The organism is Spirillospora sp. NPDC048824 (assembly GCF_043198455.1).
GTDB lineage: Bacteria > Actinomycetota > Actinomycetes > Streptosporangiales > Streptosporangiaceae > Spirillospora.
Genome location: NZ_JBICUS010000007.1, coordinates 105,374 through 119,765, shown reverse-complemented (window position 1 = coordinate 119,765; position 14,392 = coordinate 105,374). Strand labels below are relative to the sequence as shown.

Sequence of the window (14,392 nt, the reverse complement as noted above, 5' to 3'; positions counted from 1 at the left end):
CCCCGGGCGCCCGTGCCGGGGACGTACCGCTACCTTGCCTTCCGGCGAACCGCGGCGGAAGGGATGCGCATGCAGGCGATATGGAAGCCCAAAGGGATGGGCCGCGTATGCGCACGCGGCCGTCATGTGATCACGACCCCCAGGCTGCTGCTCCGCTCGCTGACGATGGCGGACGCACGTCTCACCGGGGCCCTCGGCAGCGATCCCGAGGCGCAGCGATGGCTCGGCTGGAGCCCGGAGGACCTGGTTGCCGAAGACGAACGCGACCGCCTGCTCTCGGCGCCGGCGACCGGCGGGCGTGCCCGTTTCGGGCTGCCGAGCCGGTGCGTGCAGACGGGGATGCTGGCGATCGATCCCGAGCGCGGCACGGTCGCCGGAACCCTCATGCTGACCCCGCGGTCCGCGGATCTCTGCGAGCTGGGCGGCTACCTGGCCCCCGCGTACCGGGGCCGCGGGCTCGGTGCCGAACTGTTCGCGGCCGGGCTCGCGCTCGCCCAGCTGCATCTGCGCATCACCGAGGTCCGGGCGGGTGCGGAGCCGGAGAACCTCGCGTGTGTCCGCTCGCTGTGGAGAGCCGGCTTCGACCCGGCCGCCGGCCCGGAGACGCATGTGCTCCCGGACGGCCGGGTCATCCCGTCCGCCTGGTTCTCCGTCGTCGAGCCGGAACCCGCGCGGTGTCCGTCCGGCTGGTGAGCCGCCCGGCCCGGCGCTCAGGCGACGTGCGGGATGACCAGGGACAACGCCGAGGTGACCTCTTCGGGGGCGGGGGCCACGTCCGGCACCACGTCGCGGAGGGCGAGCCAGCCGTTGATCGCCTGGACGGTCGGCTTGGCCTCGACGAGCTGCGGGTCGTCCAGCTCGTACCAGGCGGCCACCTTGGACCAGCGCCACAGCCGGTGGCCGGCGGTCGACATCTCCGACGAGGGGAAGCCGGCGACGCCGCGGGAACCGGTGATGGCGTGCCGGACCGAGTCGAGGGAGCGCCCGACCCGCTCGCTGATGTCGCGGATCGTCAGCAGCGGGTCGGCCTCGACCTGCAGGACGTGCACGCCGGGCGCGCTGGTCTCGACGTGCTCCACGACCTCCATGATCGCCACCGCGAGGGTGCGGCCCGCCCAGGAGCAGGATGCGTTGCCCATGCGGTCGGCCGGATGGTGATGGGTGGCTGGAGGACGGTCGGCCGAGCGGAACTCGGGCTCGCTGATGATCGACACCGTGACCGCGCCGTGCGTGCGGTCGAACAGCGGGTCCAGTTCGTCCTCGTAGAGGGGACGGCTGAGGATCAGCGCGAAGTCATAGCTCGGCATGCTGACCCTCCTCGGACGTATCTCTCCTCGAAAGGTACAACGCGCAGGCGAGGTATGCTTGGGTCGGGAGCGGTCTCCCGACCCGTATCATGCGTTGATTTCGCATAAGGCGACCGGTTGACGTAGACTCCTTTGTCGGTCCGTCGTCGGCCGCCCGATTCCCTGTTCCGGACGCTTCAAGCGTCGTGGCGGTGGGTTGTGGCCGATTCTCCTCGCGGAGAGCCGGGCCGAGTCCAATGAGCCGACCAGTGAAGCGCGGAGGACATGCCCAAGAAAGAAGGGGCCATCGAGATCGAGGGCACCGTCATCGAGTCCCTCCCGAACGCCATGTTCCGGGTGGAACTCGACAACGGGCACAAGGTGCTCGCCCACATCAGCGGCAAGATGCGGATGCACTACATCCGAATCCTGCCGGACGACCGCGTCGTTGTGGAGTTGAGCCCCTACGACCTCACGCGCGGTCGGATCGTCTACCGCTACAAGTAAACCCACCAATCCCACTGGGGTTGCCTTCCCCGTGCGTGGCGGCGCGGGGGTGACCCTGATCTAGGAGACCCAGTGAAGGTCAAGCCGAGCGTGAAGAAGATCTGCAACAAGTGCCGCGTCATCCGCCGGCACGGCCGGGTCATGGTGATCTGCTCCGACCCGCGCCACAAGCAGCGTCAGGGCTGACGCACAGCCCGCACAACAGCAAGCGCATCGCAGCCTTCGCACGTGGCCGTACGTCCCTTGACCGGACGTACGGCACCGTCGTGTGGAGGAGCACCCTCGGACCGCCGGAGGCCGGGGCCGCCACCCGGGCAGGGTGTGTGCGGACGCGATGCGTCCATACCTCCGCGAAATGAAGGGACTGCCCACGATGGCACGCCTCCTCGGCGTCGACCTCCCGCGCGAAAAGCGCCTGGAGGTCGCTCTCACCTACATCTTCGGCATCGGCCGTACGCGGGCGCTGGAGACCCTTGAGGGCACCGGCATCAGCGGCGACCTGCGCGTCCACCAGATGGGCGACGAAGAGATCATCAAGCTCCGCGACTGGATCGAGTCGAACTACAAGATCGAGGGTGATCTTCGACGCGAGGTCCAGGCGGACATTCGCCGCAAGATCGAGATCGGGTGCTACCAGGGCATCCGGCACCGCCGCGGGCTTCCCGTGCACGGTCAGCGCACGCAGACCAACGCGCGTACCCGCAAGGGCAAGAAGAAGACCGTGGCCGGCAAGAAGAAGGTCGGCAAGAAGTAGTCCGCACGGTCCCTGACCGGGGCCGTCACCGGATCGATGACCTCAAGAGTAGAGAGAGCACATGCCTCCTAAGAGCCGTGTCGGCGCCAAGAAGGTGCGCCGCAAGGAAAAGAAGAACGTCGCTCACGGGCACGCCCACATCAAGAGCACGTTCAACAACACGATCGTTTCGATCACCGACCCCAACGGCAACGTGATCTCCTGGGCCTCCTCGGGCCATGTCGGCTTCAAGGGCTCGCGCAAGTCCACCCCGTTCGCCGCGCAGCAGGCCGCCGAGGCCGCCGCCCGGCGCGCGATGGAGCACGGCATGCGCAAGGTCGACGTCTTCGTGAAGGGCCCGGGCTCGGGCCGCGAGACCGCCATCCGGTCGCTGCAGGCGACCGGCCTGGAGGTGGGCTCGATCCAGGACGTCACGCCCGTTCCGCACAACGGCTGCCGCCCGCCGAAGCGTCGCCGGGTCTGAGCAGGGGAGATCTAGAACAATGGCTCGTTACACCGGTGCGGACTGCAAGCTCTGCCGCCGCGAGAAGATGAAGCTGTTCCTCAAGGGCAGCAAGTGCGAGGGCCCCAAGTGCCCGATCGAGATCCGTCCTTACCCTCCGGGTGAGCACGGCCGCGGTCGGCCGAAGGAGACCGAGTACCTCCTGCAGCTCCGTGAGAAGCAGAAGGCAAAGCGCATCTACGGCGTCCTGGAGCGGCAGTTCAGCAACTACTACGTCGAGGCCAACCGCCAGCAGGGCAAGACGGGTGACAACCTGCTCACGCTCCTGGAGCGCCGCCTCGACAACGTGGTCTACCGCGCGGGCTTCGCCAAGTCGCGCGACATGGCCCGTCAGCTCATCCGCCACGGCCACATCCGGGTCAACGGCAAGAAGGTCGACATCCCGTCGGCCCTGGTGGGCGAGGCCGACATCGTCGACGTCAAGCCCAAGTCGATGGAGATGACGCCGTTCCAGGTCGCCAAGGCCGAGGTCGGCGACCGTCCCGTCCCGGCGTGGCTCGGGGTGGACGGCGAGAAGATGCGGATCCTCGTGCACTCGATGCCGGTCCGGCAGCAGATCGACGCTCCCGTCCAGGAGCAGCTGATCGTCGAGCTCTACTCCAAGTAGGAGCTCCGCGTCCCGCCGGGATTCTGCGGTTCGTCCCGTGGGATCCCGGCGGTTCGGGGAACACTCAAGAGAACACTGCGGTAGTCAAATAGCGGGCACCGCGGAAAGAAGGCACCACCATGCTCATCGCTCAGCGTCCCACTCTCACCGAAGAGCAGGTCGACGAGTACCGGTCGCGGTTCACCATCGAGCCGCTGGAGCCGGGCTTCGGCTACACGATCGGCAACTCGCTGCGTCGTACCCTGCTCTCCTCGATCCCCGGTGCGGCCGTCACCAGCATCCGGATCGAGGGCGTCCTGCACGAGTTCTCCACCGTGCCCGGGGTCAAGGAGGATGTCACCGACATCATCCTGAACCTCAAGGAGCTCGTCGTCTCGTCCGAGCACGACGAGCCCGTCGTCATGTACCTGCGCAAGCAGGGCCCGGGCGAGGTGACCGCGGCCGACATCGCGCCGCCGGCGGGCGTCGAGGTCCACAACCCGGACCTGCACATCGCCACGCTGAACAACAAGGCCAAGCTGGAGATGGAGCTGACGGTCGAGCGCGGCCGCGGCTACGTCTCGGCCGCGCAGAACAAGCAGCCGGGCCAGGAGATCGGCCGGATCCCGATCGACTCCATCTACTCGCCCGTGCTGAAGGTCACCTACAAGGTCGAGGCGACCCGAGTCGAGCAGCGCACCGACTTCGACCGCCTCATCCTGGACGTGGAGACCAAGCAGTCGATGCTGCCGCGCGACGCGGTCGCCTCCGCCGGCAAGACCCTCGTCGAGCTGTTCGGCCTCGCCCGGGAGCTCAACGTCGAGGCCGAGGGCATCGACATGGGCCCGTCCCCGACGGACGCCGCGCTCGCCGCGGACCTGGCCCTGCCGATCGAGGAGCTGAACCTCACGGTCCGCTCCTACAACTGCCTCAAGCGCGAGGGCATCCACTCGGTGGGCGAGCTCGTCGCCCGCAGTGAGCAGGACCTGCTCGACATCCGCAACTTCGGCGCCAAGTCGATCGAAGAGGTCAAGCAGAAGCTCAACGACATGGGCCTGTCGCTGAAGGACTCCCCGCCCGGATTCGACCCGAGTGCGGCGGCGGACAACTACGGCGACGACGACCAGAGCTACGCCGAGACCGAGCAGTACTGACAAACCCGATTCCGGCGGCCGGGGGCGCGTTCCCCGGCCGTCCGGAACCAGCTGACGCCGGTACCTGGTACGGCCGGCGCAGAAAGGAAGCACCATGCCCAAGCCCACCAAGGGCGCCCGCCTCGGCGGCAGCGCTGCGCACCAGAAGCTGATGCTGGCGAACCTGGCGACCGCGCTGTTCGAGCACGGCCGGATCACCACCACCGAGGCCAAGGCCCGGCGGGTGCGTCCGCTGGCGGAGAAGCTGATCACCAAGGCGAAGAAGGGCGACCTGCACAACCGTCGCCTTGCGGCGAGGACGATCCGCGACAAGGGCGTCCTGCACGAGCTCTTCACCGAGATCGCGCCGCGTTTCGCCGACCGTCCCGGCGGCTACACCCGCATCACCAAGATCGGTCCGCGGAAGGGCGACAACGCCCCGATGGCCGTGATCGAGCTGGTGCAGGAGCAGATGCCGGCAGCCAAGGCCGCCCCGGCGCCGGAGCTCAGCGAGGAAGAGCTTCCCGCCGAGGGTGACGTCACCCTCAGCAAGGCCGAGCCCGAGGCCAAGGACACCAAGGCCGAGGCGGCGGAAGCCGGGGACGACGAAGACAACGAGGGCGACGCTAAGTAAAGCCCTGATTGCCAAGGGTGCCTCCCGCCTACGTGGGGACGGTCCCGTGGCGCCCGCAGAAGGGCTGTCGCTGGAGGATTGCTCCCCGCGCGTGCGGGGTCGCCGATCCCCTTGGCCATTGCGTTGACGGTTTCGGCCGACATGATGAAGAGGCCCGCCGCTCCCCCTCCGGGACGGCGGGCCTTACATTTGCCAGACTTGATCACATGGTCATGTCAGGGGGGCGACGCATCGCTGGCGAGCGTGTCAGGGGAGTGCCCATCGAGCGGAGCGGCTCATGGGGGAACGGAACAGGCAGTGACGCAAAAGGATCAATCGGCTGACATGACCGCTCTTGTACGACTCCGGCTCGACATCTCCTACGACGGGTCGGACTTCGCGGGCTGGGCGAGACAGCCGAACCAGCGCACCGTCCAGGGCGTCATCGAGGACGCGCTGGCGCGCATGCTGCGCCTGGACCCGCCGCCCATGCTCACCGTCGCCGGCCGTACGGACGCCGGCGTCCATGCCCGGGGGCAGGTCGCCCATCTGGTGGTGCCCGTCGCGGCGTACTCGGCGATCAACGGGACGATGCCGCGCCGCCTCGCGGGGCTGCTGCCGCCCGATGTGCGGGTATGGCGCGTGTCGATCGCCCCGGAGGGGTTCGACGCGCGGTTCTCGGCACTGTCGCGCCGCTACGTGTACCGGGTGTGCGACAACCCGTTCGGTGTGGAGCCGCTGCGCCGCCACGACGTGCTGTGGCATCCGCGTCCGCTGAACCTGGATCGGATGAACGAGGCCGCGCGGCGCTTGGTGGGGGAGGCCGACTTCGCCGCGTACTGCCGCAGGCGGGAGGGCGCGACGACCATCCGGGAACTGCTGCGCTACGAGTGGGCCCGCGATGAGCGCGACCCGTATCTCGCTCTCGCGACCGTGGAGGCGGACGCGTTCTGCCATTCGATGGTCCGCGCGCTCATCGGTGCGCTGCTGATGGTCGGGGACGGCCGCCGCGAGGTCGAGTGGCCCGCCGAGGTGCTGGCCGCCCGCGTCCGCGACTCGGGGGTGACCGTGGTGTCCGCGCACGGGCTGTCGCTGGAGGAGATCCGCTACCCGGACGACGACAGCCTGGCCAGGCGCGCGCAGGAGACGCGCCGCGTCCGGACGCTCAACGCCGCCGCCGCGGCCGGCGCGGAGCCGACCCCGGCGGCGACCGACCTGGAGGCGCGGGGCTAGCCGCGGGCGCGGGCCATGATCGGGCGGAGGTCGTAGTCCAGGAACTGCTGGGCCGCCTGCTTGATCACCGGGTCGCCGGGCTGGGCGTTCTTGCCGTTCGCCCACTGGACGTAGGCGTAGGCGACGTACCGTCCGCGGACCGTCGCGGCGGCGTACCCGCCCGCCCGGTCCAGGTCGGGGTTGTGCTTGCTGCCCATGCCGCGGAACCACTCGTACCGGGCGGGGTCCCCGGCCTGGCTGACCCTGAGCGCGGACTCCTTCGTCGGCATGACCGCGATCCCGGACGTGACGGCCAGCGACCGGGACCGGTCGATGAACGTCGCACGGATGATCTTGCGGCATTTCTCCTGGGTGAGCACCTGGAGCATGGAGCCCCTGGCCGCGTACGACACGTCACGGTTGAGCGACCAGCGGTCGAGGGCGAAGGTCCGCCCGCCGAGCTTGACGACCCCGGTGGGGAACACGTCCTTGAACGCGAGCGGCTTGGTGTCGGTCCGCTCGTTGGTGATGTCCACACCCGTGGTGGGGATGGGCGGGGCGGGGGACGGCGTGTCCGCCGGGGTGGGCTTCGCCGCGGCCGGTGACTCGGTGGCCTTCACGTCCGTGGCCTGGTCGCCGCTGGAGTCCGTCCCGCCGATGGTGAACAGGGCGACGGCCGCCGCGAGGATCACCGCCGCGCCACCGCCGATCAGCAGCGGCCGGCGCTTGCCGCCGCCGCTCTTGGGCGTGGCGGGGGGAGGCCCGCCGGGCGGTGGCGGCGTGTCGAGCGGGACGCCGCCCTCCACGTGGTAGATCGGCGCGATCACGGCGGCCTGCTCGGCGGTCACCGCGGCTTCCTCGGACGGCTCGGCCTGCGGGAACGGTCCGCTGCCGGTGGGCGGCGTGACGCCGACCGGCAGGATCGCGTCCGGTTCGAGGACCGGCCCGAGCGAAGCGGCGGACGCGTCCTCCGCCTGCTTGGCCTTCTCGAAGGCCGAGGGCTCCGCGGTCTCCGCCGTCGCGGCCGCCGTCGCTTCGGAGAGCGGGGCCGCCTCGGAGGGGCGGTCTTCCGCCGCGTTCTTCACGACGGTGTCGTCCACTGCGGCTTCGTCCTCTGTCTTTTCGTGTTCGGGGGCGTCCGGGGATTCATCGCCGGCGTTCGCCGGTGCGCCGTCGTCCGGTTGGACGGCGGAGAAACCGTCGGGGTCGGTGTCGCCGTCCGCCAAAGGGCGCTTGACGATCGGCTCGGCGGGGACGGCCCGGCGGGAGTCGATGTTGGGGACGCCGACTCCGGCGACGAGCGTCCCGGGCGGGACACCGGTGGCCTCGGGGCCGACCGGACCGTCCGCGGCGGGTTCGCCGGCACCGAAGACGATCTCGTCGTCCGATGCCTCGGCGGATGCCTCCTCCGGGACCGGGGCTTCGGCGGGCGCCTCTTCGGCGGGCGGGGCCGTTTCCGAGGATTCGGCGGCCCACCATGGGGCCTGCAGGCCGAACGCGGGCAGCCGGATGGATGCGGACGCCGTGGGCTCCGCCTCGCCGGCGGGCGGCACGGCGTCCGCCGGAGGCGGGTCGGCCGGGGGGACCGCGCCGCCGAAGCTGGGCGGCACCGAGTCGGCGGGGACGGCGGACGTCCCCGCCTGCTCGGCGGAGTCCCGGGTGTCTCTAGGTCCAGACATAGGCAGAGAGGGTATTCAAACCGGTCACTTTTGGAGGGGCTTGCCTTCGGTTTCCCTGTAGTGCAGGGCCAGCGCCAGGTTGCTGCCCTTCACCATCTCCACACCGAAGATGCGGACGGCATCATGGTACTTCTTTGCGATCTTCTTGCCGTCCGGCCGCTGTACCCACGTCATGAGCAGGTAGTGGCCGCGGGCCTGCGAGGTGCCGAGCGCCTCGCCCCTGCCGTTGGTCCTGGTGATGCCCTTGCCCGGCAGTGCCTGCAGGAAGGCGTCCTTGTCGGCGGCGGCCTTCACGGCCTTCGCGGCGGCGGCCTCGGTCTCGAGGTTGAACACGCCGACGGTGCCGATGAGCTGGCCCTTCGTCAGCGCGTAGGTCGCGCGCAGCGCCTGCGTGCAGTCGCCCTGCTTGAGGGCCTTCTCCAGGGCCCTGCCGCCGACGACGCCGGTGCAGCTCTTCTTGGAGCTGACGGCCGTCCGCACGTACTTGTGACCGCGCGCCTCGAACTTCCCGTTGCCGAAGACCTCCTTGGCCGTCAGCGGCTTGGGGTCGGTGATGCGGTTCTTGAGCTTGACCGCCGCCAGGACGGGCTTCGTGGGGCTCGGCGTGGGCGTCGGCGTCGCGGCCTGGGACGGTTTCGCGTCCTCCGGCTCGGAGTCGCCCTCCAGCACCGACGACAGTCCGATGCCGCCGGCGATGAGCAGGAGCCCCGCGACCGCCGCGCCACCGATGATCAGTGGCAGGTTGCGGCGCCGTTCCGGCGGGGGCGGCCCGGACGGCATGGGCGGCAGGCCCGCGGCGGCACCGTAGGGGTCCTCGAACCGGTCCCCGTCGAACTGGTCCCCGTCGAACTGGTCCCCGTCGAACTGGTCTCCGTCGAAGGGCTCGCCGCCGAACGGCCCGCCCGGCGGGCCGCCGCCTGGCGGCATCGCGCCGGGCCCCGCATCGCGTGGCGCGAACGGGGCTTCGTTGCCGGCATGGCCGTACGGCGGCGCTTCGGCTCCGGGTCCGTACGGCGTGTGCGGCGGCTGCCGGTGAGGCCGGCCGCCGGGCTTGCCTTGATCGCCCGGATAACCCATGGGTTGGACCTTACCGTTCCTCGTTCAGGACTCTGGACCTTCGGAACACCCACCATGACATGGGGGCGAATCGGACGCCGGTGATTTGCCGAAGGTCACCTGCCGGAGCGGTGGCGGGTCACTTCCAGCCGAAGTTCTGCGTCCACAGGGGCCCGCCGGAGCCGGATGCCTTGCCCACGCCGATGGCGCGCAGGTCGCAGTTCAGGATGTTGGCCCGGTGCCCCGGGCTGTTCATCCAGCCCTCCATCACGGCCGCCGGGGTGGGGTAGCCCTTGGCGATGTTCTCCGCGCCGGGGCTCGGGTAGCCGGCGGCCTCCATCCGCTTCCACGGGCTGTCGCCGTTCTGCGACGTGTGCGAGAAGTAGTTGTTGGCGGCCATGTCGGCGGAGTGCTTCCGGGCCGAGGTGACGAGCCGCTGGTCGATGTGCAGCGGCTTGCAGCCGGCCTTGGCGCGCTCGGAGTTGGTGAGCGACACCACGGCCGTCTCGGCGCCGGACGATCCCGTGGACGAGCCACCCGAGCCTCCGGAGGAGGTGCCGCCACTGGACGGCTTGCTGCTCGACGCCGGAGGCTCACCGGACTTGGACGGCTCGGCGGTCGGGCGGCTCGGGTCGCGCATCGCCTTCAGCGGCGGCGTCTGCACGTCCGCGGTCGGCGCCGGGGCGCTGGACGGCCGCGCACCGCCCGCGCCGGCCGTCTCGGGGGTGGTCGACGGGTCGCTCTGCGGACCGGGCGGGATCACGGTGGACGGCCGCGTGTCGGGCCCGGACGCGGACGTCCGCTCGGACCGGAGTTCGGGCAGCAGGAAACGGTCGATCGCCACGCCGGTGCTGATGGCGAGGCCGGACGCGGTGACGGCCACCACGATGCCGGTCATGCCCTTCGCCCGGGAACGCTTGCGTCCCTTGCCCGGCGGCCGGCCGCCCGGGGGCCTGCCGCCCTGGGGCCGGCGGCCGCCGCCGGCAGGCGGTCCCGCGTGGGAACCGGTGCGGCGCGGCCCACCGGCGACGAGTTCGTCGCGCGAGGGGTAGGGGCCGCGCATGGCGGCGTCACGGGGTGCGGCGCCGTCCCGCCCGGTGTGTCCGGGGCGGCGGCGTCCGGCGGGTTCGCCTGGTCTGCGGGGAGTAGACAGCGGGGGCTCCCGTGTGCGGGCCGGCCGGAGCCGGCGTGGACCTGGTCGCCGGGGACAATATCGTCTTATGTACATCCGGTAACGGAGATCGCCCGAAAAAGATCGAAACCACTACATAGTGTGATCATCAGGGTGCCGACCGTCCACCGGGAGGGCTGGAACCGTCGAGAAGGCGATGTCACCGCCTTGACGGCCGTGTACGCGGGCCCGCCGCGGCGGCCGCGTCGCTGCTTTGCTCTTCTCTGCGCGGCCAGGTATTCTGCGTCTTTGTTGTGTGCGTCGACGCCTGCGCGGTGCGGGCGTCCAGGCGACGCGACGACGTGTCGGTGTGCCCCGGAGTGCTCGCGCTGCAGGCGTGGGCGCCGGTACGGGCGCCGGCCTCCCGGAGCGCCAGGTCGGACGAGGTTTCTGATCGGCGCGAGCAGGATTCCGCTGAGAACTATCACCCGCCCGCAAGGGTGGGCGAGGACCGAAACCGCTGAGAAGTCGACGAGAAACGAAGGCCTACGACCGTGCGCACGTACACCCCTAAGCCCGCTGACGTCCAGCGTCAGTGGTACGTCATCGACGCGACCGATGTCGTGCTGGGCCGTCTCGCCAGTCAGGTCGCGCAGCTGCTTCGGGGTAAGCACAAGCCGATCTACGCTCCGCATCTCGACACCGGTGACTTCGTCGTCATCGTGAACGCCGACAAGGTGTCGCTGTCCGGCAACAAGGCCGAGCGCAAGCGGGCCTACCGGCACTCCGGCTACCCGGGCGGCCTGCGTTCGGTGTCCTACACCGAGCTGCTGGCCAAGAACCCCGAGCGCGCCGTCGAGAAGGCGATCAAGGGCATGCTGCCCAAGAACTCCCTCGGCCGGAAGATGTTCGGCAAGGTGAAGGTCTACGCCGGGCCGGACCACCCGCACCAGGCGCAGAAGCCGGTTCCGTTCGAGATCACCCAGATCAGCCAGATCAGCAAGTGACATCCGCGCACGAGCCGATCGTGCGCATCCTGGAACCCGAGGCCGCCGGGGCACCCGCAGGACGGGCCAGCCGCCCTGGCTAGAAAACCCAAGGAGAACCGTGGACGAAACCACCGAGCCGGGCGCCGAGGCCGGCACCGAGCAGGTCGAGTCGTACGAGGACGCGCCGTCCGAGTACAGCACCGAGACGCCCGAGGCCGCCGGAGAGAGCTTCCTCGGCCAGCCCGTCGCGACCGGCCCCGCCGCCGGCACCGGCCGCCGCAAGCAGGCCATCGCACGGGTCCGCATCGTCCCCGGCACCGGCCAGTGGAAGATCAACGGCCGTACCCTGGACCAGTACTTCCCGAACAAGGTCCACCAGCAGATCGTGAACGAGCCGTTCGTGCTGCTGAGCCTGGAGGGACAGTTCGACGTGCTCGCGCGCGTCAACGGCGGCGGCACCACCGGCCAGGCCGGTGCGCTGCGTCTCGGCATCTCCCGCGCGCTGCAGTTCGCGAACATCGAGCACCGCCCGGCGCTGAAGAAGGCCGGCTTCCTCACCCGTGACGCGCGGGTGCCGGAGCGCAAGAAGGCCGGTCTCAAGAAGGCCCGTAAGGCTCCCCAGTACAGCAAGCGTTGATCGACGGTACGAGCCGTCGCACCCGTGGTTTCCAACCGCCGGCCCGCGTGGGCCGGCGGACCGGGTGCGGCGGCTCGTCCTGTTCTCCGGGCTCCGTCCGAGGCCGGCTCCGTCATCGCGGCCGCGTGCGCCGCACACGGATGGCAGACTCGGTGCCCACCAGATCTCACCGCGCGGCGCGGCGGGGTGTGACCCCGGCTTCCCGTCCGCGCGGTTTTCGTCCTATCGGGAGTTGAACTGTGGCTCGTCTGTTCGGGACCGATGGCGTGCGAGGGCTCGCCAACCGCGATCTGACCGCCCCGCTCGTCATGGACCTGTCCATCGCGGCGGCGCGGGTGCTGGGCGAACAGGGCGCCTTCAAAGGTCACCGGCCGCTCGCGGTGGTCGGGCGCGACCCGCGGGCCTCCGGCGAGTTCCTTGAGGCGGCCGTGGTGGCGGGCCTGGCGAGTTCCGGGGTGGACGTACTGCGCCTCGGCGTGCTGCCGACGCCCGCCGTCGCGTATCTGACGCACGCACTGGACGCCGATCTCGGCGCGATGCTGTCGGCGTCGCACAACCCGGCCCCCGACAACGGCATCAAGTTCTTCGACCGCAGCGGATACAAGCTGCCGGACGAGATCGAGGACCGCATCGAGGCGCGGCTCGGCGAGGTGTGGGACCCGCCGACCGGCGCCGGAGTGGGCCGGGTCCGGGATGCGCACGGCGCGGTCGAGCAGTATGTGGCGCACCTGCTGTCGACGCTCCCGGTGTCGCTGGACGGCCTGCGGGTCGTGGTCGACTGCGCCAACGGCGCGTCCTGCGATGTGGCGCCGGAGGCGCTGCGCCGCGCCGGCGCGGAGGTGTTCACGATCGGGACGGCGCCGGACGGCCTGAACATCAACTCCGGCTGCGGCTCCACGAACCTCGACGCGCTGCGCAAAGCCGTCGAGGAGCACGGCGCCGACGCGGGCATCGCGAACGACGGCGACGCCGACCGCTGCCTGGCCGTGACGGCGTCCGGCGAGGTCGTGGACGGCGACCAGATCATGGCGATCCTGGCGCTGGACCTGCGGGAGGCGGGGTCGCTGGCCGCCGATACCGTGGTCGCGACCGTGATGTCGAACCTCGGGTTCAAGCTCGCGATGCGTGAGGCCGGGATCGCCGTGGTGGAGACCGCGGTCGGTGACCGGTACGTCCTGGAGGCGATGAAAGAGGGCGGTTTCGGCTTCGGTGGCGAGCAGTCCGGCCACGTGATCATGCTGGACCACGCCACGACCGGCGACGGCGTCCTGACCGGCCTGCACCTGCTCGCCGCGATGGTCCGCCGGGGCCGTCCGCTGGACGAGTTGACGAAGGTGATGACGCGGCTGCCGCAGGTGCTCATCAACGTCCGGAACGTCGACAAGTCCCAGGCGAAGACGTCGCCGGAACTGGCCGCGGCCGTCGCCGCAGCCGAGGAGGGCCTCGGCGACACGGGACGGGTGCTGATCAGGCCCAGCGGCACCGAGCCGATGGTCCGCGTGATGGTCGAGGCGGCGTCGCAGGACCAGGCGCAGTCGGTCGCCGAACACCTCGCCGGCGTCGTCCGCACCGCGCTGGGCTAACAGCGTCCGAGGAAGTCCTGGAGGGCGGCGTGGTCGGCGCGGGTCACGGGCAGTGCGTACTTGTCGGCGACGGCGATGTACCTGATCGCGTAAGCGCACTGGAAGCTCTTCTGCGGCTTCCATTCGCCGGGCCCGGAGTCGCTCTTCTGCCGGTTGGGCACGCCCCACACGGCGAGGAGGTTGCCGTGGTCGTTGGCGAACTTCTCCCGCTCGTCCTCGCTCCAGTCTGAGGCGCCCATCCGCCAGGCGAGCGCGAGCGGGTAGACGTGGTCGATCTGGACCTCGGCGGCGTCCTTCTTGGCGAAGGTGATGTCCTTGCCGGTGTAGGGGTCGCGGAGGCGGCCGGTCATGACGACGCAGTCGCCCCTCTTGCCGACGTCCGCCAGGTCGCGGGCGAGGACGTCGTTGCGCTGGTCGCAGCCGTTGCGGTCGATGTCCTTCCAGCGCGTCCCGAACTTTTCGCGCTCGTAGCCGTCGCCGCCGCCCTCGGACGCGATCTTCAGCCCGGAAAGGGCGGCGCGGGCACGGGCCTCGTCGCCGGACGAGGGCCCGGCGCCGCCCGAGGACCCGGTACCGCCCGACGGCGGGGAACCGCTCTCCGAGAGACCCACGCCGGCGTCGCAGCCCGCCGCCAGCGGGACGGCGAGCGCGAGGCCCGCCACAGCCGTACGCACGGCCGTCCGCACCATGCCCTCACCACCCGGTATCTATCGACATCTACCCAGATAGTCGATCAAACCGCAT

Annotated in this window: 17 protein-coding genes; 12 read left to right on the top strand and 5 right to left on the bottom strand. The window is 70.4% G+C overall.

Annotated elements, in window-relative coordinates:
• The first annotated feature begins 126 nt into the window (after positions 1-126).
• Positions 127-693, top strand: coding sequence for a GNAT family N-acetyltransferase (locus ACGFIS_RS15815; RefSeq protein WP_392905414.1), 567 nt, complete (start codon positions 127-129; stop codon positions 691-693).
• 17 nt (positions 694-710) lie between these two features.
• Here the strand turns inward: ACGFIS_RS15815 and ACGFIS_RS15810 are convergent, their stop codons facing one another.
• The gene (locus ACGFIS_RS15810) at positions 711-1,307 is read right to left on the bottom strand and encodes a hypothetical protein (RefSeq protein ID WP_392905412.1); all 597 of its coding nucleotides are present in this window, start codon (positions 1,305-1,307) and stop codon (positions 711-713) included.
• A 264-nt stretch (positions 1,308-1,571) separates the two neighbouring features.
• Here ACGFIS_RS15810 and infA point away from each other — a divergent pair, with 264 nt between their 5' ends.
• From infA to truA, 8 genes are all read left to right on the top strand, one after another.
• Complete coding sequence (gene infA / locus ACGFIS_RS15805) at positions 1,572-1,793, top strand: translation initiation factor IF-1 (RefSeq protein ID WP_018657567.1); 222 nt, start codon at positions 1,572-1,574, stop codon at positions 1,791-1,793.
• 72 nt (positions 1,794-1,865) lie between these two features.
• Positions 1,866-1,979 (top strand): 50S ribosomal protein L36, encoded by a 114-nt coding sequence (gene rpmJ / locus ACGFIS_RS15800; protein ID WP_021596712.1) that lies wholly within the window; start codon positions 1,866-1,868, stop codon positions 1,977-1,979.
• 187 nt (positions 1,980-2,166) lie between these two features.
• Complete coding sequence (gene rpsM, locus ACGFIS_RS15795) at positions 2,167-2,547, top strand: 30S ribosomal protein S13 (protein WP_358449826.1); 381 nt, start codon at positions 2,167-2,169, stop codon at positions 2,545-2,547.
• Between the two features lie 61 nt (positions 2,548-2,608).
• Entirely contained in the window at positions 2,609-3,010 is a 402-nt protein-coding gene (gene rpsK, locus ACGFIS_RS15790; RefSeq protein WP_021596710.1) for a 30S ribosomal protein S11, read from the top strand.
• Positions 3,011-3,029: 19 nt separating this feature from the next.
• Complete coding sequence (gene rpsD / locus ACGFIS_RS15785) at positions 3,030-3,656, top strand: 30S ribosomal protein S4 (RefSeq protein ID WP_392905408.1); 627 nt, start codon at positions 3,030-3,032, stop codon at positions 3,654-3,656.
• 119 nt (positions 3,657-3,775) lie between these two features.
• Complete coding sequence (locus tag ACGFIS_RS15780; RefSeq protein WP_392905405.1) at positions 3,776-4,789, top strand: DNA-directed RNA polymerase subunit alpha; 1,014 nt, start codon at positions 3,776-3,778, stop codon at positions 4,787-4,789.
• 94 nt (positions 4,790-4,883) lie between these two features.
• The gene (rplQ, locus tag ACGFIS_RS15775) at positions 4,884-5,402 is read left to right on the top strand and encodes a 50S ribosomal protein L17 (RefSeq protein ID WP_392905403.1); all 519 of its coding nucleotides are present in this window, start codon (positions 4,884-4,886) and stop codon (positions 5,400-5,402) included.
• A 324-nt stretch (positions 5,403-5,726) separates the two neighbouring features.
• Positions 5,727-6,614, top strand: a complete 888-nt coding sequence (gene truA / locus ACGFIS_RS15770) for a tRNA pseudouridine(38-40) synthase TruA (RefSeq protein ID WP_392905401.1) — start codon at positions 5,727-5,729, stop codon at positions 6,612-6,614.
• On the opposite strand, the gene ACGFIS_RS15765 is transcribed toward truA, so the two are convergent.
• The 3 genes from ACGFIS_RS15765 to ACGFIS_RS15755 all read right to left on the bottom strand — a co-directional run bounded on the left by ACGFIS_RS15765 (position 6,611) and on the right by ACGFIS_RS15755 (position 10,391).
• On the bottom strand, positions 6,611-8,272 hold the full coding sequence (locus ACGFIS_RS15765; protein ID WP_392905398.1) for a hypothetical protein: 1,662 nt from the start codon (positions 8,270-8,272) through the stop codon (positions 6,611-6,613). The genes truA and ACGFIS_RS15765 overlap by 4 nt on opposite strands.
• A gap of 24 nt (positions 8,273-8,296) precedes the next feature.
• Positions 8,297-9,349 carry a hypothetical protein gene (locus ACGFIS_RS15760; protein WP_392971377.1) on the bottom strand — a complete coding sequence of 351 codons (1,053 nt, stop codon included), beginning with the start codon at positions 9,347-9,349 and terminating at the stop codon, positions 8,297-8,299.
• A 118-nt stretch (positions 9,350-9,467) separates the two neighbouring features.
• Positions 9,468-10,391: a CAP domain-containing protein gene (locus ACGFIS_RS15755; RefSeq protein WP_392905394.1), complete on the bottom strand. Its 924-nt coding sequence runs from the start codon at positions 10,389-10,391 to the stop codon at positions 9,468-9,470.
• A gap of 602 nt (positions 10,392-10,993) precedes the next feature.
• Between ACGFIS_RS15755 and rplM the strand changes: the two genes are divergently transcribed.
• The 3 genes from rplM to glmM all read left to right on the top strand — a co-directional run bounded on the left by rplM (position 10,994) and on the right by glmM (position 13,648).
• Complete coding sequence (gene rplM / locus ACGFIS_RS15750; RefSeq protein ID WP_358448831.1) at positions 10,994-11,446, top strand: 50S ribosomal protein L13; 453 nt, start codon at positions 10,994-10,996, stop codon at positions 11,444-11,446.
• Positions 11,447-11,546: 100 nt separating this feature from the next.
• Positions 11,547-12,065: a 30S ribosomal protein S9 gene (gene rpsI / locus ACGFIS_RS15745; protein WP_392905391.1), complete on the top strand. Its 519-nt coding sequence runs from the start codon at positions 11,547-11,549 to the stop codon at positions 12,063-12,065.
• Positions 12,066-12,304: 239 nt separating this feature from the next.
• Positions 12,305-13,648, top strand: coding sequence for a phosphoglucosamine mutase (glmM, locus tag ACGFIS_RS15740; protein ID WP_392905388.1), 1,344 nt, complete (start codon positions 12,305-12,307; stop codon positions 13,646-13,648).
• On the opposite strand, the gene ACGFIS_RS15735 is transcribed toward glmM, so the two are convergent.
• Entirely contained in the window at positions 13,645-14,322 is a 678-nt protein-coding gene (locus ACGFIS_RS15735; protein WP_392971374.1) for an HNH endonuclease family protein, read from the bottom strand. The genes glmM and ACGFIS_RS15735 overlap by 4 nt on opposite strands.
• Positions 14,323-14,392 lie beyond the last annotated feature (70 nt).